Genomic DNA, 19,658 nt, shown 5'->3' on the forward strand with positions numbered 1-19,658 from the left:
CACTTCCGGGGTCAGGAGTTGATGCTCAGGTTGCTGCGACGCGGGAACAGGCCGTTGAAGCGCGACGACCGGCGCGGGGTCTCGCTTTGGCGCCAATCGATGACGCCCAGTACTGGAATATCCAGCGCGTCGGCCAGGTCGGCCCGCGAGCGCACGCGGCGGTCAAAGAATTCCAGCAGGAAACCCAGCCCGAGGCCCAGCATCGTGCCCAGCACGATGGCCACCGCCGTGTTCAGCAGAATCTTCGGCCCGGCCGGCTTGACCGGCACCACGGCCGGATTGAGCAGCGCCACGTCGGACTGTTCCGCCTGGCCCTCGATGCGGGTCTGCGACAACCGCGCCGAGGTGGCGTCAAACGCGCGTTGGGCGTTTTCGACGTCTTTTTGCAGCACGTTCAATTCGTCACGGGTGCGGTTCAGTTCCAGCACCTTGGTCTTCTGCGCCGCCAGCGCGCCGCGGATCGCCGCCTCGCGCTGCATCAGGATTTGCGCGTTGTTGCCCACGGTGTTGGAGGTGATCCGGGTCTGCGCCTTGAGGTCGGCGCGCAGCTGGTCCACTTCCGCCTTGGCACTCTGGTATTGCGGGTGGTTCTTGTCGAGCCGCTGGGCGATGTCGGCAAACTTCGATTCGGCGGCGCTGAGCGCCACCTTCATGTTCTGGATCAGCGGATTGCCGGCCACGTCCGGCGATTCGCCCGACTGGCCACTGGCCATGCGCTGGCGCGAGCTGGCCTCCATCAACTGGCCCTGGGCCGCCACCAGTTGCGCCGACAGGTCGTTGAGGCGGTTCGACTCGACGTCCAGCCGGTTGTCGACGCTGACGATGCCATGTTCCTGCTGGTATTTCGACAGCCGGCTCTGCGCCGCCTCGATCGCGTCGCGCAGCACTTTCGCCTGGCCGTCGAAATAGCTGGTGGCCTTCTTCATCGGGTCGGACTTGAGCTGGATGCTGGCCTGCTGATATTCATCGGCAAAGGCGTTGGCCACCGCCGCCACGAACTGCGGATCGGCGCCGGTGAAGCTGATCTCGACCACGCTGCTTTCGCGCCCCGGCACGATCTCCAGTTTCTTCAGCAACAACTCGGCCAGCCAGTCGCGCACCGTGCCCTGGCCGTCGGTGGCCTCGTTGAACTGCTCGACGACGGTCGGGCTTTGCGCCAGCTTCAGCGCGTCGACCACGCGCAGCGCCACGTTCTTGCTGCTGATGATGTCGATCTGCGTGGCCACATAGCCGGGCAGCAGTTGGCCCGGCAGCGTCAGTCCGGTCAGCGAATCGACACCCTTGTAGTTGAGAATAACAGACGAGGTCGCTTTATAGCTCTTGGGCAGCACCAGGCTGACCGCGATCGTCACCGCGACGGTGAACAGCAGCGTCAGCAGGATGATCTTCCTGCGCGCCCGTAAAATCAACAGGATCTGGGAAACATTCATGGTGTGGCCTTTATTTCGGGACTAATGTCATGCACCGTTCACGCAAGCCTAGAACAGGCTTTCCTTGATATACACCACGTCGTCGGCCTGCAGCAGGTCGTCGTGCTTGGCCTCGATGGTCTGCAGCTTGCCGTCGTCACCGCGACGCTTGATGCGCACACCGCGCTCGGTGCCGCGCGGCGTCAGGCCGCCGCCCACCGACAGCGCCTGCACCACGGTCATGTTGTGTTCCAGACGGAACACGCCGGGGCGCTGCACCTCGCCGTAGATGTAGAAGCGCGGCGCGCGCTCGACGTAAATGACGTCGTTGCTGGTCAGTTCCAGGTCGCGATTCAAGTCGCCGGTGCGGGCCATCTGCACCACGTCCACCACTTCGCGCACAGTCTTGCCGTCCGCGCCCTTGCGGATCAGGTCGATGGCGTCGCCGCCGTCGGCGCTGACGCCGCCGGCCAGCGCCAGCAAGTCCATCACGCTGCGCTTGCCATCGACCGGATAGCGGCCGGGACGGTTAACCTGGCCCAGCACCGACACCTGCTGGCTTTGCAGCACGGTGACCAGGATGTTGACCTGCGGCTTGCGCACGAAGCCGCCGCTTTCCAGCTGGCCGGCGATCTTCTTCTCGGCCTCGGCGGTTTGCAGGTTGCCGACCGCGACCTCGCCGATCAGCGGAAAGGTGATCCGCCCCGCTTCGCTGACGCGGGTTTCGGTGGTCAGGTCGGGGTTGCCGTACACGGTGATCTTCACCACGTCGCCCGCGCCCAGCCTGGCGTCGGCGGCCGCCGCGCTGCCCATCAAGGCGACGCACAGCGCCGCCCACATCCCTGCTATCCATCGTTTCATCATGTTGTGTCCCTGTTTCTGAAGAATTAAAGTGTCTCGCTCAGGTGTCCCGCTCACTTCAGGCCGGCCACGCCACGGTCGATCGCGGTGGCCGGCGCCGCCGTGGCGGTCTGGTTCAGATACGCGATCTTGGCGGCCGCCCGCAGACGGGCCAGTTCGGCATCGGTGGCGGCCTTGGTGCGCTGATTGACCAGGAACTGCTCGATCTGCGGCGTCGCCGCGTCCAGCGCGACCGGGGTGTCGCGGATGTCGGCGATGGCGATCAACAGGCTGCGCTCACCCTCGTTGATGATGAACGGCTGGCCTTTCGGTATCGTCAGCAGCTTCTTCGCCAGGTCGGGCGGCAAATCGGTGGTGGCGCGCGACAGCTGGGCGCGGGCGTAGCGCACCTTGTGCGCGTCGAGCCAGGCCGCCACCTCCTCCAGCGACTTGGCGCTCTCCAACATCGTCCTCAGCGGCGCGTCAAGGTCGCGGCTGGCCAGCACCAGCTGGCGCATGTCCAGCTGCTTGCGGCCGGTGAAGAAGTCCGGGTTCTTCTGGAAGTAGTCCTCCACCTCGGCGCGGGTCGGCTTGCCCACCGTGCCCATCTTCTTCTGGATGTAGGCCTGGGCCAGGATCAGCGCCTTGGCGCGCTCGATCGCCTGCGCCACTTTCGGATCGCGGTCGAGCTTGTCCTTCTCCGCCTGCTCCTGCAACAACTGGCGGTCGATCAGCGCTTCCAGCAATTTCTTGCTGGCCTCCGCCTGCTGCGCCGGCGCCACGCCGCCGCGCTGCAATTCGTCATTCAGTTGCAGCACCGTGATTTCATTGCCATTGACGCTGGCCAGCGACTGACCCGGCTTCCTGGCGGCCTTGTCGCCGCACGCGCTCAGGCCGACGGCCAGCAGCCAGGCGGTGCAGGCAACGGACTTGCTCAGAGACATGCTGTGTAAGTGCTTCAAAGTCGTTCCTTCAACTCAATGAGATAAAAACAGGGATGACCAACATCAGGTCCTGGTCAGAACGCGTTATCGCGCTTCAACACCACCTTCACGGTGCGCAGGATGATCCACAAATCCAGCCACAACGACCAGCTGCGCAGATAATCGAGGTCGTACTGAATCCGCGCCTCCATCTTGTCCAGCGTTTCGGTTTCGCCGCGCAGGCCGTTGACCTGGGCCCAGCCGGTGATGCCCGGCTTGACCTTGTGGCGCAACATATAGCCCTTGATCAGCTTGCGGTACTGCTCGTTGTGCGCCACCGCGTGCGGCCGCGGCCCGACGATACTCATGCGGCCTTGCAACACATTGAAGAACTGCGGCAGCTCGTCCAGCGAGGTCTTGCGCAGGAAGGCGCCGATCGGCGTCACCCGCTGATCGCCCTTGCGCGCCTGCACCACCTTGTCGCCGTCCTCGGTCACGGTCATCGAACGGAACTTGTAGACGATGATTTCCTCGCCATACAGGCCGTAGCGGCGCTGGCGGAAAATCACCGGCCCCGGCGATGTGAACTTCACCAGCGCCGCGATCACCAGCATCAGCGGCAGCAGCAGGATCTGGATCAGCAGCGCCAGCACAATGTCGCTGATGCGCTTGACCAGGCTGTTGACGCCGATGAACGGCGTCTCGCAGATCGCGATCACCGGTATGCCGGCCACGCTGTCGAAGCGCGCCTGCATCAGGTCGAAGACGTAGATGTCAGGCAGAAAATACACCGACGCGGTGGTGTCCTGCAGCTCGTCGATCAGCTTGCGGATACGCGGCTGCGCCGAAATCGGCTGGCTAATATAAATCAATTTGACGTGATGGGCGCGCACGTATGACGCCACGTCGGCCATCGTGCCCAGTATCGGGTGGCGCATATTGAGCGGGTAACGGTCGGGCGTGCGGTCATCAAAGAAACCCTGTATCTGCAGCGGATGGCCGGTCTGGCTTTCGATGCGGTCGACAAACTTCAGGCTCAGGTCGTTGGCGCCGATGATCACCACCGAGCTGCGTTCGACCACCGCGCTGGCGCCGTCGCCACGCCCCCAGGTGGCGCTGTAGTTCAACAGCACCAGCAGCAGCGGCGTCGACAGCGCCCACAACAGCAACGCCTGGGTGTCATACATGGTCTCCAGGCCGCAGCACACGGCCAGCAGCCACAGCACACCGGCCGCCAGCGCCCAGCCGCCGAGCACATCGCGCAGATAGGCCAGCCAGCGGCCACGACGCCAGTTACGGTAGGGGTCGATGTGCGCGTAGACCGAGCTGGACACATAAAACGCCAGCACCATCAGGATCAGCATGTAGCCATCGAACGGTGCGCCGGTGATGGCCGCGCACACATACAGGTTGCCCATGATGATCAGGGGGTCCAGCACGCGCTGGAAGAAGGTCACTACCGGGAGATCGCTAATATTCATGTGGTCTGGATGGCTGTGGGTTAGAACTGGAGGCTGGCATTGAACGACACGCTGTTGGCGCGATAGCCGCTGCTGAATAAACGGTTGCTGGGGTCGCGCGTCTCGCGGTTGTATTGCAGACTCAACTGCGAGGTGCGGGTCGGCGCGTAGCTGACTCCGGCGCCGAGGGTGCGCGAATCGTCGTCATAGCTGATCGGCAGCACCGACGCCAGCAGGCCGTTGAAGTCGCGCCGCTCGCGCCGCGCGCTGGCGGTCAGCGCCACCTTGGCGCTCAGGTCCCAGGTCGCGTTGACGCTGCCGCCCTTGCTCAGCGCATAGTTGAGGATGCTCGACTCCACCGCCGTGAACTCGCGCCAGACGGCGGCCGACCAGCGCAGGCGTTCGCGCGGCGTCCATTGCACGGTGAGGCGCGCATTGGTGCCGCTGACGTCGCGTTCCGCGCCCAGGTCGTGCCGGCGCTTGACACGGCCGCCGAGGAACTGCACCTCCGTCAGGCCGCTGGCGCGCCACAGCACCTTGAGCTTGAGCTCATCCTGGGTATAGCCGGACTCCCGCACCACCGGGCCACTCTGGTTTGCATAGGGATAATGGCCGTTCAGGCGGCGCGCCACCAGGCCGACCGTGCTGCCGCTGGTGGCCAGAAAATCGACGCCGGCGTCGCTGGCCTTTTCCGTGCGGGTATTGAAGCGCTGCGACGCCAGGTCGTAATCGTATTGGTCGTTGACGTAGCCGGCATGCACCTGCCAGCTCGGGTGGAAGCGCCAGAAAATATCGGCGAAGCCGCGCTTCTGCGTCTTCAGATTGCGTTCGTTGCTGTGGAAGTCGGTGAACGGCGCGATGGTTTGCGCATAACTCGCGCCCAGATGGCCGTTCAGATGGTTGCCCACCACCCAGTTCCACGTGCCCTGGTAATCCTGGCCGGTGTAATCGAGCTGGCTGAAGTGATCGAAGCTGACCTTGCTGACCTTGGCCGAGCCGACCAGCACCTGGCGCCCGAGCGGCCACTCCACCGAAACCCCGGCCTGCGACTGGCGGATATTGTCGGCGCGGCCGCCGTCCAGCTGCTGGCCGTCCTCCAGCCGCAGCAGGTTGTCGTCATGGGTGTAACCAAGCGCCACGAAGGGCTTGACGGTGTCGCTGAAGGCGGCGTGCGCCGGCGGCGCCAATACCGCGCCGCTTGCCAGCGCCCAGGCCGCCAACCGAAAAGGTCGTGGTGCAGAGCAGCAAATACTGCCAGAAAAAAATCGCAAATGAAGGGACATTTTTTGTTATCTAACATAGCTGTAAAACGAAACCGCTACCAGTCAGCCCGGTGTGCCGCCAATAAAAACGCCTCCGTTCGGGGAAACGCCCTATGACCACCATGGCTGGGATCGGAACCGATCCATAACAAAAATATCACAATACCAAAAAAGACAGCGCCCGCAATCGTGCGCGGGCGCTGTCGTTGCAACCAGGGTTTATTGTTTGCCGCAGCGCCACAAAAACGCTACCGCCCCCCCCCTGGCCGTCTCACCTCATTCGACCATCCTTCAACTTTTGGCGCGGGCCTCGATGTCTTCCCATTTTTCCAGCGCGGCCAGCAGCTCTTCTTCAATCTCGGCCACGCGGCCGTGCAGGCGCTTGGCCTCGGCGGGCGTCTTTTTGTAGAAGTCCGGATCGGCCAGTTGCCCGGCGAGCACCGCTTGTTCGTCCTCCAGCAAGGCGATCAACTTCGGCAATTCCTCCAGCTCACGCTGCTCTTTGTAGCTGAGCTTTTTGGTCTTGGGCGCCGTGCTTGGCGCCGCCGCCGGTGCCGCGACCGGCGCCGCCTTGACGACCGGCTTGGCGGCGGACGTGGCGCGCACGCGCTCCCAGTCGCTGTAGCCGCCGACGTATTCGCGCCACAGGCCGTCGCCTTCCGCCACAATCACCTGCGTCACCACGTTGTCGAGGAAGGTGCGGTCGTGGCTGACCAGGAACACGGTGCCGCTGTACTCTTCCAGCAGTTCCTCCAGCAGCTCCAGGGTGTCGATGTCGAGATCATTGGTCGGCTCGTCCAGCACCAGGCAGTTGGCCGGCTTGGCGAACAGGCGCGCCAGCAGCAGCCGGTTGCGCTCGCCGCCGGACAGCGACTTGACCGGCGAACGCGCGCGCTCCGGTGCGAACAGAAAGTCGCCCAGGTAGCTCATCACATGCTTTTTCTGGCCATTGACCTCGACCCAGTCGCTGCCGGGCGAGATGGTGTCGGCCAGGCTGGCCTCCTCGTTGAGCTGGGCGCGCATCTGGTCGAAGTACGCCACCTGCAGCTTGGTGCCCAGCTTGGCCACGCCACTGTCCGGCGCCAGCTCGCCCAGGATCATTTTCAGCAGCGTGGTCTTGCCGGCGCCGTTGGCGCCGATCAGGCCGACCTTGTCGCCACGCAGGATGGTGCCGGTGAAATCGCGCACGATGACGCGCTCGCCGAAATGCTTGCTGATGTTTTCCAGCTCGGCCACGATCTTGCCGGAGCGTTCACCGGACGACACTTCCAGCTTGACCTGGCCCTGCTGCTCGCGGCGCGCGGCGCGCAGCAGACGCAGCGCTTCCAGCCGGCGCACGCGGCCCTCGTCGCGCACGCGGCGCGCCTTGACGCCCTTGCGGATCCAGACTTCCTCCTGCGCCAGCACCTTGTCGAACTTGGCGTTTTCCACTTCCTCGATAGCCAGTTGCTCGGCCTTGCGCACCTGGTAGGCGCTGAAATTGCCGGGGAAGGACAACAGCTTGCCGCGGTCCAGCTCGATGATGCGGGTGGCCACGTTGTCCAGGAAGGAGCGGTCGTGGGTGATGAACAGCACACTGCCCTTGAAGTCGCGCAGCAAGCCTTCCAGCCACAGGATGGAGGTGAAATCCAGATGATTGGTCGGCTCGTCGAGCAGCAGCACGTCCGGCGCCGCCACCAGCGCGCGCGCCAGCGCCACGCGCTTCTGCATACCGCCCGACAGCTGCTGCATCAGCAGGTCGCCCGACAGGTTCAGTTTATCGAGCACGGTCTCGACCTTGTTCGACAGATTCCAGGCGTCGGCCGCATCCAGCTGGACCTGGATGTCGTGCATGCGCGCCATGACGGCGTCGTCGTCGCCCTGGCCGAACTGGCCGGTCAGCTCCTCGTACTCCTTCAGCAGCAGCGGCAACTCGCCCAGGCCTTCGGCCACGGCGTCGTGCACCGACATCTGCGGCACGAACACCGGCTCCTGCTCGACATAGACGATTTTCAGCGACTGCTGCATGACCAGCAGGCCGTCGTCCAGCTTGAACTTGCCAGAGATAATTTTCAGCAGCGAGGACTTGCCGGTGCCGTTGCGGCCGATCAGGCCGACGCGCTCGCCGGTTTCCAGCGAAAATTCCGCATGATCGAGCAGGGCAACGTGGCCGAACGCCAGTTGCGCGGAAGAGAGAGAGATGACAGCCATGGTATAGATAGACGCGGGAAGAAGGAAAGAAGCCCGTATTGTACCGGCTGGCCGCGCGTCACCGCAGGTCTTATCCGGTAATCGGCGGCCCCCAGCCTTCCTTTCCTGCCAAAAAGGCTATATCATGGCCGCTCGCTGCACGCGGGGCGCCTGCCCTGCCGTCCGCACCGGTGTGTCACCATAGTTCAACGGATAGAATAGGGTCCTCCTAAGACCTAGATACAGGTTCGATTCCTGTTGGTGACACCACCTCTCCCCGCCGCCCCACACAGTTAAAGCAACATTGTTAAATTTCGGGTTAAAATTCCCCGCTCCTGCCGAGCCCGAAAGGTTTTGACAACCCGCATACAAAAACCGCAACATCCGTCATTTTTGACGTATCTTCGCGCAATTCTCTTCGTTAAAAACTTTTCGCCAAGCGAAAAAATATGTCTTATTGTAAATTTTCCGTTGCCGGAATCTGACATTTACGATAAAACATCTTAGTTTCCATTCACAAAACTTCGGCCAATTAGCGCCGAACGGTGACCAACTTCGCCGAAAAAAATACCCGGGAATTAATGTTATTTAAAAGATGAGAAAAATATTTTAAATTCCGGGCAGTAATTTATTTCCGCGTGGATACAATTCAATCACCCATTCACGAAACAGGGAACTTTGAAATGAATTCCGCTATCTTCCGAACGATGCTCGCCGCAACCTCGTTCGCAGTCCTTACCGCATGCGGCGGCGGGAGCACCGACAACGGTGCTAGCGTTAGTTCCGACAAGACCTTCGGCGCGCTGTTCTCTTCCGGCGACGCCGCCACCACCAGTACCAGCAGCAGCGCCGCCAACACCAGCGCCGCCAGCCAGCAACGCTTGAACGGCGTCACCGCGGCGGTCGCCATCACGCCGGAACAGGCGTCGCGCTTCCTGGCGCAAGCCTCCTTCGGCCCGACCGCCAGCCAGATCAACGCCGTGGCCGCCAGCGGGCCGGCGGCCTGGCTCAATGATCAGCTCAACTTCGGCGTCACGCCGACCTACCGCAGCTACATCGACGCCTTGAGTGCCGCCGGCGCGCCGGCCAGCCAGGCCCAGTTCAACGAATTCTTCTGGAAACGCGTCGTGGAGGGCAACGATCAACTGCGCCAGCGCGTGACCTTCGCCCTGTCCGAAATCTTCGTCGTGTCGTTCGAAGATGGCACGCTGGCCGAGCATCCGCGCGGCATGGCCGACTACTACGACATGCTGGGTAAAAACGCCTTCGGCAATTTCCGCCAATTGCTGGAGTCGGTGACGCTGCATCCAATGATGGGCATCTACCTGTCCAGCCTGCGCAACCAGAAGGAATCGGGCAACCGCCTGCCAGACGAGAATTTCGCCCGCGAAGTGATGCAACTGATGACGATCGGCCTGTACAAGCTGAATCAGGACGGCACGCAGGTGCTGGTCAACGGCGCCCCGGTGGAAACCTACACCCATGCCGACATCATGGGCATGGCCAAGGTCATGACCGGCTGGAGCTTCAACAGCACCGACATGTCGGGCAATCGCTTCCTCGGCAACACCAAAGATCCCGACTGGGCGATCAAGCCGATGGTGAACTATCCGAACTTCCACTCCACCTCGGAAAAAACCTTCCTCGGCACGACCATCTCAGGCGCCACCAGCGGCGCGGCCGATCTGAAGGTGGCGCTCGACACGCTGTTCAACCACCCCAACGTCGGGCCGTTCATCGGCCGCCAGCTGATTCAGCGCCTGGTCACCAGCAATCCCAGCCCGGCCTACGTCGGCCGGGTGGCCGCCGTCTTCGCCAACAACGGCGCCGGCGTCCGTGGTGACATGAAAGCCGTCATCCGCGCTGTGCTGCTCGATACCGAAGCCCGCACCCTGAGCGCCAACACCGGCAAGGTGCGCGAACCGCTGCTGCGCCTGGCAAACTGGATGCGCGCCTTCTCCGCCACCTCGGCCTCGACCCGCTACCTGGTTCCATCGCTGTACGATCCGATTCACGGCCTGGGCCAGGCACCGCTGCGCGCGCCGAATGTGTTCAACTTCTTCCGTCCGGGCTATGTGGCGCCGGCGTCGGAAGTGGGCGCCGCCAAGATGGTGGCGCCGGAAATGCAGATCACCGCCGAACCCACCGTGATCGGCTACCTCAATTACATGCAAAACGCCATCGCCTATGGCGTCGGCACCGGTTTCGATGTCAAACCGAACTATCAGAATGAATTGGCATTGGTCGACAATCCCGCCAAACTGGTAGACCGGATCAACCTGCTTCTGCTGAACGGCAACATGTCGTCGACGCTGCGCGCCCAGATCCTCAGCGCGGTCTCGTCGGTGCAACGCCCGGCCGCCACCAGCACCAACGCCGAGCTCAGAAGCCGACTGGCCAGCTACCGCGTGCAGCTGGCCATCTTCCTGGCGATGGCCTCGCCTGAATACATCGTCCAGAAATAAGGAGCCTCACCATGCAAAAGCACCCTCTTTCACGCCGTGGCTTCCTGGGTTCGATGATGGCAATGGCGGGCACGACAGCGGCACCGTTCGCCGTCAACCTGGCCGCCATGGGCAACGCCGCCGCGCAAAACGCCAGCGACTACAAGGCCTTGGTCTGCCTGTACATGGCGGGCGGCAATGACGGCTTCAACACCGTGCTGGCCACCGACAGCGCCTCCTGGAACGAATACCAGCGCCTGCGCGTCACCGCCGACAACAAGTCGATCGCCCTGCCGGGCCTGGGCGCCACCGGCGGCGTGTTGCCGATCACGCCGATCAATTCCCAGGGGCGCAGCTTCGCGCTGCACCCGCGCCTGGGCACCGTGAAAAGCCTGTTTGAAGCCGGCAACGTCGCCATCCTGGCCAACGTCGGCACGCTGGTGCAGCCGACCACGCTGGCACAGTACAAGGCGGCCTCGGTGAAGCTGCCGCCGAAATTATTTTCGCATAATGACCAGCAGTCGATGTGGCAGTCGGACGCGCCGGAAGGCTCGCTCAGCGGCTGGGGCGGCCGCATGGGCGACATGGTCGCCAGCGCGAACAGCAACCAGACCTTCGGCTGCATTTCGGTGTCGGGCAACGCGGTATTCCTGACCGGTAAGCAGACACGACAATTGCAGATCACCACCGAGGGTCTGCCCGGCATCACCAATCTGAGCGCGGGCCTGTTCGGCACGCAGCCGGGGAGCAATCCGCTGCAAGCCATCATCACCGGCCAGGGGGACAACAAGTTCCAGAACGACTATGCCGCCGTGGTCAACCGCGCGATCGCCGCGCAGGGCACACTGCAAGCGGCCATGGTGCCGGCTGGCGCCGGTGGCATTCCCAACCCGACACAGTACGTCAACCCGAATACCGGCGTGGCGGCGGCCAACCCGCTGGCGCTGCAGTTGCAGGCGGTCGCCCGCGTCATCGCCGGCCGCAACACGCTGGGCGTCAAGCGTCAGGTGTTCTACGTCAGCATGAACGGCTTCGACACCCACACCGCGCAAGCCACCGCCCACGCCGACCTGATGGCGCGCCTGGACCACGCCATCGCCTACTTCAACACGGTGCTGGCCTCGCTGCAAGGCACCGATATGCGCCAGCAGGTGACGCTGTTCACCGCCTCGGACTTTGGCCGCACCTTCACCACCAACGGCAACGGTACCGACCACGGCTGGGGCTCGCACCATTTCATCATCGGCGGCGCGGTCAAGGGACGCGACATCTATGGCAGCTTCCCGGTGACCGGCGTCAATCACACGCTGGATGTGGGCTCCGGTTCGCTGTTGCCCACCACCTCGGTGGATCAGTACGGCGCAACGCTGGCCACCTGGTTTGGCGTGCCGGCAACGCAACTGGCCAGCGTCTTCCCCAACATCGGCAACTTCGCCACCAAGAACCTGGGCTTCATGGCCTGATCAACTGGCGCGGCGCCGCCAGCGACGGCGCCAGCCTGAGCACGGCCAGCAGATAGATCAGCAGGCCGACGCCCAGCGCGCCGGCCACCGCGTAGCCCATGCCCCACAGGCCGTAGGACGGCAGCAGCAACCACGCCAGCGCCACCAGGCTGGCGATGATACCGACCTGCACAACGGTGCGCACGCCAGGCTTGTCGAGCGCCACCAGCAGAATGCCAAAGCTCGCCGCCAGGCAGCGGATAAACACGGCCAGGCCGATGCCACCCCACAGCACGTTGGCGTCGGCAAACTGCGCGCCCATGGTCAGATCGACCAGATACGGCATGATCCAGTAAATGGCGGCGGCGGCAAGCGCGCCCACGGCGGCCAGCGCCAGCATCATCCGCAGCATCATGCGCAGCGGATGCGCCTGATGCACGGCGCGCGACAGCGCCGGAATGTAGACGCTGGAGGCGACCTGCACGATCGACAGACTCATCTGCAATACCTTGGCGCCCAGCTGATAATTACCCAAGGCGTGCAAGCCCAGCAGATGCCCGACCAGCAGCGTGTCGACCTGGCCGAACGCCGCAGTGATAAAGCTGTCGGCGGCGTACAGCGTGCGCTGGCGCAGCATCGCCGGCGCCGCCCGCAGCGCGGCCCCAATCTGCCCCGCCGCATAGCGAAGCATCGCGGCCTTACGGCGCACCATGCTGATCGTGAAGACCAGCGCGAACAACCGCGAGCCGAGAAAGGCCAGCGTGACCGGCACAATGTGCGGCGACATGAAACACACGCTGCCCACCAGCAGCATGTGCACGAGCGAGGTGCAGACCGAGGTGACGGTCTCCTCGTTATAGCGGGTGGTGGCGCGGAAGATCAGCAACACGAAGTCGGCCTGCAGCGCCACGAACGATGCCAGGCTGATCCACAAGAACAATGGCGCGTCGGCCGCCGTCACCAGGCCCGACAGATACAGTCCCAGCCCGCCGATGGTGTAGCACACCACGCCCATCGCCACGCGGAACACCAGGTAATCGTTCATGATGGTGGCGGCGCGGTCGACGTCGACCGACATTTCGCGCAGCGCCGGATTCGAGCAGCCATAGTCGGCCACCAGCCCGATCAGGCTGGCGTACACCATGAACAAGGAGAACTGCCCCAACTCCACCGGCCCCAGCACTTTGCCGATCAGCAGGAACACCAGGGTCTGACTCAATATTCTGACCAGCATTGAGGCGGTGGCGAACACGGTTTTCATCGGGACAGCGCCGTCACTTCTGCCATTTCGTGATGACGCGCGTCACCAGCAACGGATCTTTCCGGCTGGAGAATGGCACCACCACCTGTTCCGGTATGTGGCCGACCGCGATCAGCATGATGATCGATTCCCACTGCTGCAAGCCGAGCAGCTCGCGCATTTGTTGCGTCTGGCGATTGGTCTTGCTCCAGTTCAGGCAGCACGAGCCGAGGCCGCGCAGATGCAGGCCATAGATCAGCGACATGGCGAACATGCCGCCATCCATCCATCCCTGGTTGCGCTCGCCCGCCTGCCAGAAGTTGCGCAAGTCGACCGTCACCACCAGCAGCTTGTTGACGGCATGCGAGAAGCCGCGCGCGCCCATCTGCAGATCGAGCGCCGCCTTGATCAGCTCAGGATCGGCGATCACATGCACGGCGCCGGACTGGCGGTTGCACACCACCGGCGACTTCTGCGCCACGCGGATGGCCGCCTCGATATCGGCCAGGTCCACCTCGCGGTTGCTGAAGGCGCGGATGCTGTGGCGTTGCAGGAAGAACTGTTCCGACACCGGGCTCACCGCCTGCATGATCCGCTCGCGCGTGACCAGCCGCGTGCCGCCCATTTGCGCCGGATGCTGCGGCCGCGCCGCCAGCATCTTCAGAATCTCGCGCTTGCACGGGTAATCGGGATAGTTGTGGGTCTCGTGATAGCTGGCGTAGGTGGCCAGCACCTCGATCGCCGAACTCAGCACCGGGTGGCTGGGGCCGTACAGGCGCTGATACTTGTGGATGGCCTCGATCAGGTTGCTGAGGTTTTCCTTGCCGAAGCCCAGGCGCGGCTGCGGCAGCGACAAGCCTTTTTCGATATTGTGGTAGGTGGCCGTGATGCGCGCCAGCAGGTTTTGCGCCGGCGTGCCGTCCAGCGTGCCCGAGTACTTCAGATAACGGGAAAAGTCCTTGACGTACTCCATGAAAACCTGCGGAGCCGATTTCAACAGGCGGTACATCAGCCGGCGCCGCTTGGGCACATCGCCGCCGCCAAGAATCAAATTGGAAAGGGAATTTTGCGTTTGCATGTCTACCAGGCTGTATGGAGTGGGCGGAAATATCAAATGCTGCAACACAGCAACATCCGTCACAACAGGCGCGGGCTTGTGCACCGCGCTAACGGAATGATAACAACACCACCTGAAAACATGGCGAAAATTCAATCGTGCGCCGAACATTTAACCGAAAAGCGGCGCCACCCGCCCATGCGGCAACGCAACAATTTCTTCGCAAGACCAAGTATTTTCTCAGGGCACCATCGCCGTCACTTCGATTTCCACCCGTGCCCGGTCCTCGACCAGCGCCGCCACCTGCACCGCCGTCATGGCAGGATAATGCGCGCCGATAATGTCGCGATAGGCCGCGCCGATTTCCTTGTAGGCCGCCACGTATTCATGCTTGTCCACCACGTACCAGGTCATGCGCATGATGTGCTCCGGCCCGGCCTGCGCCTCCGCCAGCACGGCGACGATGTTGCGCAGCGCCTGCCGCACCTGACCGGCGAAATCGTCGGTATGGAACACGCCCTGCCCATCCCAGCCGATCATGCCGCTGACGCACACCATGCGGCCGCTGGCCGCCACGCCATTGGCATAGCCGCGTGGACGCGCCCAGCCCGGCGGTTGCAGTATCTCCATCTCAGCCCTCCTTCAGCAGTTCGCGCGCAATGATCAGTTGCTGCACCTCGGTCGCGCCTTCGTAGATGCGCAAGGCGCGGATTTCGCGGTACAGGCTTTCCACCGCCTGGCCGCTGACGACCCCCAGGCCACCGAACATCTGCAACGCCGCGTCGATCACCTGCTGCGCCGTTTCGGTCGCGTGCAGCTTGGCCATCGCCGCCTCCTTGGTCACCTTATTGTTCCCCTTGCCCTGGTCGCGCTGCCACGCGGCGCGGTAGGTCAGCAGCGCCGAGGTGTCGATGCCAGTCGCCATCTGCGCCAGCTTCGCTTGCGTGAGCTGGAAGTCGGCCAGCACCTGGCCGAACATTTGGCGCTGCGTGGCGTGCGCCAGCGCTTCGTCCAGCGCGCGACGGGCAAAGCCCAGCGCCGCCGCCGCCACCGAGGTGCGGAACACGTCCAGCGTCGCCATCGCGACCTTGAATCCCTGCCCCGCCTCGCCCAGCCGCTTGTTGGCCGGGACGCGGCAATCGCTGAACCGCAGGCGCGCCAGCGGATGCGGGGCCATGACCTCGATGCGCTGCGCGATCGTCAGCCCCGGCGTGTCGGCGTCGACGATGAAGGCGCTGATGCCGCGCGCGCCGGGCTGCTCGCCGGTGCGCGCGAACACCACATAGAAATCGGCGATGCCGCCGTTGGAAATCCAGGTCTTCTCGCCGTTGAGCACATAGTGGTCGCCCGCCAGCACCGCCGCGCACTGCATGGCGGCGACGTCGGAACCGGCCTGCGGCTCGGATAAGGCAAACGCCGCGATGGCATCGCCACGCGCCACGCGCGGCAGGTATTCGGCGCGATTGGCGTCGCTGCCAAACAGGCTGATGGCGCCCGAGCCCAGGCCCTGCATGGCAAAGGCGAAATCGGCCAGACCGTTGTGGCGCGCCAGCGTTTCGCGGATCAGGCAAATGGCGCGCGTGTCGATCATGTCGCCGGCGCCGCCATACGCCGTGCCGCCGATGGCGTGGCGCAGCCAGCCGCGCTCGCCCAGCTGGCGCACCAGGTGGCGGCACGCCGCATCCACGTCGCCGGCATGCGCGCCGGCCACGTGCTGCGCGGCCCAGGCATCGAGCGCCGCTTCCAGCGCCGCGTGGTGCGCGTCAAAAAATGGCCACGCCAGGTAGTTCTTGTCGCTCATCAGTCGCCTTCAAATTGCGGTTGTTGCTTGGCCACGAAGGCATGATAAGCGCGATGAAAATCGTTGGTCGCCATGCAGATCGCCTGCGCCTGCGCTTCCGCCTCGATGGCTTCGTCCACGCCCATATTCCACTCCTGCTGCAGCATCTTCTTGGTCATACCGTGCGCGAAGGTGGGGCCGGTGGCCAAGCCTTCGGCAAAGCCGCGCGCGGCGCCGGGCAAGGCCTCCGGCGCCTGCAGGCTGTTGAAATAGCCCCAGCGCTCGGCCTCCGTGCCGGACAGCGAGCGCCCGGTGTACAGCAGCTCCGCCGCCCGCCCCTGCCCAATCACACGCGGCAACAGCGAGCACGCGCCCATGTCGGCCCCGGCCAGTCCCACGCGGGTGAACAGGAAGGCGGTCTTGCTGCGCGCCGTGCCGAGACGGATGTCCGACGCCAGCGCCAGCATGGCGCCGGCGCCGGCGCACACGCCGTCCACCGCCGCGATGATCGGCTGCGGGCAGTGGCGCATGGCTTTCACCAGATCGCCCGTCATGCGGGTAAAGGCCAGCATGCCGGGCATATCCAGCCTGGTGAGCGGGCCGATGATGTCGTGCACATCGCCGCCCGAGCAGAAGTTGTCGCCGGCGCCGGTGAGCACCACCGCCTTGACGTCGTCCGCATACACCAGCGCGCGGAACAGGTCGCGCAGCTCGGCATAGGACTCGAACGTCAGCGGATTTTTGCGTTCGGGACGGTTCAGCGTCAGCGTCGCCACGCCGTCGCTGACGTCAAACAGAAAGTGGCCAGCCTGGTAGCCAGCCAGCGAGGTGCGGTTGCCGGGCAATTGTTGCGGCTCGCCGGGAAGGTATTTCATGATGGGGTCCTCAGCTTGTGCTTCATATCGGCTAGCAGGTCGATCAGCCGCGCCTTGTCGTCGGCGGAGACGTCCTGCAACAGCTCCGCGATCCAGCCTTCGTGTACGACCGCCATGGCGGCGAAAGCCTTGCGGCCAGCCGCCGTCAGTTTGACGCTGTAGGCGCGGCCGTCCTTCGGATCGGGCACGCGCACCACCAGCTTTTCCTGCTCCAGTTGATCGGTAATGCCGGTGATATTGCCGCCGGTGACCATCATGCGCCGGGACAGCTCGCCCATGCGCAGCCCTTGCGGATAACGCTCCAGCTGCGCCATCAAATCGAAGCGCGGCAGCGTGATGCCGAAGGTGGCGCGCAAGCGGCTGCGGATTTCGTTCTCGATCTTGACGGTGCACGACAACATCCGCAACCACAGCTTGAGCGACTGGTGATGGTCCTGCGTTAGTCGGCTGGCCAGGTCCAGCTGTTCTTCATCTTCCATGATTTCTTTCCAGTTGTTGTTTACCTGCCAGGTATTGTTTGGGCCATGTCACCGCCTTGTAGCCGATGCGCGCCGCTTCGGTCAGCGTCCATGCCGGATTGGCCAGGTGCGGACGGCCCACCGCGCATAGGTCGGCGCGGCCGGCGGCGATGATGCTGTTGGCGTGATCCGCCTCGTAGATCGCGCCGACGGCGATGGCGCCGATGTCCGCCTCGTTGCGGATGCGATCCGCGAACGGGGTCTGGAACATGCGGCCATAGACCGGATTTTCGCGTTTGCTGACCTGCCCCGATGAGCAGTCGATCATGTCCGCGCCGGCGGCCTTGAACAGGCGCGCGATCCGCACCGCGTCATCCGGCGTGACCCCGCCCTCCACCCAGTCGTGCGCCGAGATGCGTACACTCATCGGCTTGTGCGCCGGCCACGCCGCCCGCATCGTGGCGAACACACGCAACGGATAGCGGCAGCGGTTTTCGAGGCTGCCGCCGTATTCGTCGTCACGCCGGTTGGTCAGCGGCGAAATGAAGGACGATAGCAGGTAGCCATGCGCGCAATGCAGTTCCAGCCAGTCGAAGCCGGCGTCGTTGGCCGCCAGCGTGGCGCGTACAAAGTCTTCGAGCACGCGCGCCATGTCCGCCGCCGACATGGCGCGCGCGGTCTGCGACACGCCGGGCAGGTATTGCTGTTCGGAGGCCGACAGCAGCGGCCAGTTGTCCTTGGGCAGCGGCTGGTCGATGCCATCCCACATGGCGCGGGTGGAGCCTTTGGCGCCGGCGTGGCCAAGCTGGACGCCGATGGCGGCATCGCTGCTGTGGTGGACGAAGTCGACGATGCGCTTCCAGGCCAAGGTGTGTTCAGGCGCATACAGGCCGGGGCAGTATGGCGTAATGCGCGCGTCCGCCGAGACACAGGTCATTTCAGCCATCACCAGCGCCGCACCGCCCAGCGCGCGCGCGCCGAGATGGGTCAAGTGGTAATCGCCGACCGTGCCTTCGGCGGCGCTGTATTGTGCCATCGGCGAAACAAGAATACGGTTCTTCAGCAGCAGGCCGCGCACTTTGTACGGCGTGAACATCGGCGGCGTGGCGCCCGCTGGCGCGGCGACGCCTGCCTGCTCGGCGGCGCGATGCGCGAACCAGTGTTCGTAATCGCCGACGTAGGCGGCATCGCGCAGACGCAGGTTTTCATGTGACAGGCGCTGGCTGCGCGTCAGCATCGAGTACGCGAATTGCGGCGCTTCCATGGCGCTGTAGCGTTCAACGTTCTCGAACCATTCCATGGAGTTGCGCGCGGCGTTCTGCAACTTGAGCACTTCCACCGCGCGCAGTTGCTGATACGCGGCCAGCGCGGCGGCGGTGTCCGGGTATTGCGCGAAGCAGCGCGCCAGCTCTATCGCGTCTTCCAGCGCCAGCTTGGTGCCGGAGCCGATCGAGTAATGCGCGGTGTGGGCAGCGTCGCCCATCAGCACCACCGGGATGGCGCCATTCCAGTGCACCCAGTTGCCGCAGACGATGCGCGGGAAGGTGATCCACATCGCCGAACCGCGCAGGTGCGCCGCGTTGGATATCAGCTTGTGGCCATCCAGCTGGTCGGCAAACAGCCGCTCGCAGAAGGCGATCGATTCCTCCTGGCTCATCGCCTCCAGCCCGGCCGCGCGCCACACAGGCTCCGGCGTCTCGACGATGAAGGTGGAGGTGTCGGCGTCGTACTGGTAGATGTGCGCCTGGAACCAGCCGTGCTCCGTTTGTTTGAAGGCGAAGGTGAAGGCGTCGAATTTCTTGCGCGTGCCGAGCCACACAAAGCGGCAATGGCGCTGCTCGATCTGCGGCGCGTAGCTGTGCGCATGGCGCGTGCGCAGGCGGCTGTTGAGGCCATCCGAGGCGATGATCAGGTCCGCATCGTATTGCCGCTCGTCGGTCACCTCGCTTTCAAACACCAGTTGCACGCCCAGTTCCTCGCAGCGGTGCTGCAGGATGTTGAGCAGGTGCTTGCGGCCGATGCCGCAGAAGCCGTGGCCGCCGGACCGCACCTTGCGGCCCTTGAAAAATACGTCGATGTTATCCCAGTGATTGAAGGAGGCCTCGATGGTTTGCGCGGTCGGCGCATCGGCTTCCATCAAATTGCCCAGGGTCTGGTCGGAGAACACCACGCCCCAGCCGAAGGTGTCGTAGGGACGATTGCGCTCCATCACCGTGATCTGGTGGGATGGGTTCTGCTTCTTCATCAACAGCGCGAAGTACAGGCCCGCCGGGCCGCCACCTATGCAAATTATCTTCAT

The 19,658-nt window shown here is 63.9% G+C and carries 15 protein-coding genes and 1 tRNA gene; 3 read left to right on the plus strand and 13 right to left on the minus strand.

The features are described 5' to 3' along the window. Positions 1–11: 11 nt before the first annotated feature. The 6 genes from epsF to GTP44_RS18805 form a co-directional block, all read right to left on the minus strand. Positions 12–1,430 carry a chain length determinant protein EpsF gene (gene epsF / locus GTP44_RS18780; RefSeq protein ID WP_160991849.1) on the minus strand — a complete coding sequence of 473 codons (1,419 nt, stop codon included), beginning with the start codon at positions 1,428–1,430 and terminating at the stop codon, positions 12–14. Between the two features lie 48 nt (positions 1,431–1,478). Continuing rightward, positions 1,479–2,270, minus strand: coding sequence for a polysaccharide export protein EpsE (gene epsE, locus GTP44_RS18785; RefSeq protein WP_161020665.1), 792 nt, complete (start codon positions 2,268–2,270; stop codon positions 1,479–1,481). 53 nt (positions 2,271–2,323) lie between these two features. Beyond that, complete coding sequence (locus GTP44_RS18790; protein ID WP_229256977.1) at positions 2,324–3,211, minus strand: EpsD family peptidyl-prolyl cis-trans isomerase; 888 nt, start codon at positions 3,209–3,211, stop codon at positions 2,324–2,326. A 56-nt stretch (positions 3,212–3,267) separates the two neighbouring features. Then, positions 3,268–4,653: an undecaprenyl-phosphate glucose phosphotransferase gene (locus GTP44_RS18795; RefSeq protein WP_160991848.1), complete on the minus strand. Its 1,386-nt coding sequence runs from the start codon at positions 4,651–4,653 to the stop codon at positions 3,268–3,270. A gap of 20 nt (positions 4,654–4,673) precedes the next feature. Then, positions 4,674–5,852: an XrtB/PEP-CTERM-associated polysaccharide biosynthesis outer membrane protein EpsL gene (gene epsL / locus GTP44_RS18800; RefSeq protein WP_161020627.1), complete on the minus strand. Its 1,179-nt coding sequence runs from the start codon at positions 5,850–5,852 to the stop codon at positions 4,674–4,676. A 333-nt stretch (positions 5,853–6,185) separates the two neighbouring features. After that, positions 6,186–8,084 (minus strand): ATP-binding cassette domain-containing protein, encoded by a 1,899-nt coding sequence (locus tag GTP44_RS18805; RefSeq protein ID WP_161020628.1) that lies wholly within the window; start codon positions 8,082–8,084, stop codon positions 6,186–6,188. Between the two features lie 174 nt (positions 8,085–8,258). Between GTP44_RS18805 and GTP44_RS18810 the strand changes: the two genes are divergently transcribed. From GTP44_RS18810 to GTP44_RS18820, 3 genes are all read left to right on the plus strand, one after another. Further along, a tRNA-Arg gene (locus tag GTP44_RS18810) sits at positions 8,259–8,333 on the plus strand. 413 nt (positions 8,334–8,746) lie between these two features. Then, positions 8,747–10,528, plus strand: coding sequence for a DUF1800 domain-containing protein (locus tag GTP44_RS18815; RefSeq protein WP_161020629.1), 1,782 nt, complete (start codon positions 8,747–8,749; stop codon positions 10,526–10,528). 11 nt (positions 10,529–10,539) lie between these two features. Next, positions 10,540–11,970, plus strand: coding sequence for a DUF1501 domain-containing protein (locus tag GTP44_RS18820; RefSeq protein ID WP_202424146.1), 1,431 nt, complete (start codon positions 10,540–10,542; stop codon positions 11,968–11,970). Here the strand turns inward: GTP44_RS18820 and GTP44_RS18825 are convergent. From GTP44_RS18825 to GTP44_RS18855, 7 genes are all read right to left on the minus strand, one after another. Beyond that, positions 11,960–13,210 carry a lipopolysaccharide biosynthesis protein gene (locus GTP44_RS18825; protein WP_161020630.1) on the minus strand — a complete coding sequence of 417 codons (1,251 nt, stop codon included), beginning with the start codon at positions 13,208–13,210 and terminating at the stop codon, positions 11,960–11,962. The genes GTP44_RS18820 and GTP44_RS18825 overlap by 11 nt on opposite strands. Positions 13,211–13,223: 13 nt before the next feature. Further along, the gene (locus GTP44_RS18830; protein WP_161020631.1) at positions 13,224–14,198 is read right to left on the minus strand and encodes a nitroreductase family protein; all 975 of its coding nucleotides are present in this window, start codon (positions 14,196–14,198) and stop codon (positions 13,224–13,226) included. A 288-nt stretch (positions 14,199–14,486) separates the two neighbouring features. Further along, a complete protein-coding gene (locus GTP44_RS18835) occupies positions 14,487–14,876 on the minus strand; it encodes a RidA family protein (protein ID WP_160991842.1) in 390 nt (129 codons plus the stop codon). Position 14,877: 1 nt separating this feature from the next. Next, the gene (locus GTP44_RS18840) at positions 14,878–16,047 is read right to left on the minus strand and encodes an acyl-CoA dehydrogenase family protein (protein WP_161020632.1); all 1,170 of its coding nucleotides are present in this window, start codon (positions 16,045–16,047) and stop codon (positions 14,878–14,880) included. Next, complete coding sequence (locus GTP44_RS18845; RefSeq protein ID WP_161020633.1) at positions 16,047–16,901, minus strand: enoyl-CoA hydratase family protein; 855 nt, start codon at positions 16,899–16,901, stop codon at positions 16,047–16,049. Before GTP44_RS18845 ends, GTP44_RS18840 begins: the two co-directional genes overlap by 1 nt. After that, a complete protein-coding gene (locus tag GTP44_RS18850) occupies positions 16,898–17,380 on the minus strand; it encodes a MarR family winged helix-turn-helix transcriptional regulator (protein WP_161020634.1) in 483 nt (160 codons plus the stop codon). The genes GTP44_RS18845 and GTP44_RS18850 overlap by 4 nt, the downstream gene beginning before the upstream one ends. Continuing rightward, positions 17,370–19,658, minus strand: a complete 2,289-nt coding sequence (locus GTP44_RS18855) for a bifunctional salicylyl-CoA 5-hydroxylase/oxidoreductase (RefSeq protein WP_161020635.1) — start codon at positions 19,656–19,658, stop codon at positions 17,370–17,372. Before GTP44_RS18855 ends, GTP44_RS18850 begins: the two co-directional genes overlap by 11 nt.

Origin of the sequence: Duganella lactea (assembly GCF_009857505.1) — a bacterium.
GTDB classification, from domain to species: domain Bacteria; phylum Pseudomonadota; class Gammaproteobacteria; order Burkholderiales; family Burkholderiaceae_D; genus Rugamonas; species Rugamonas lactea.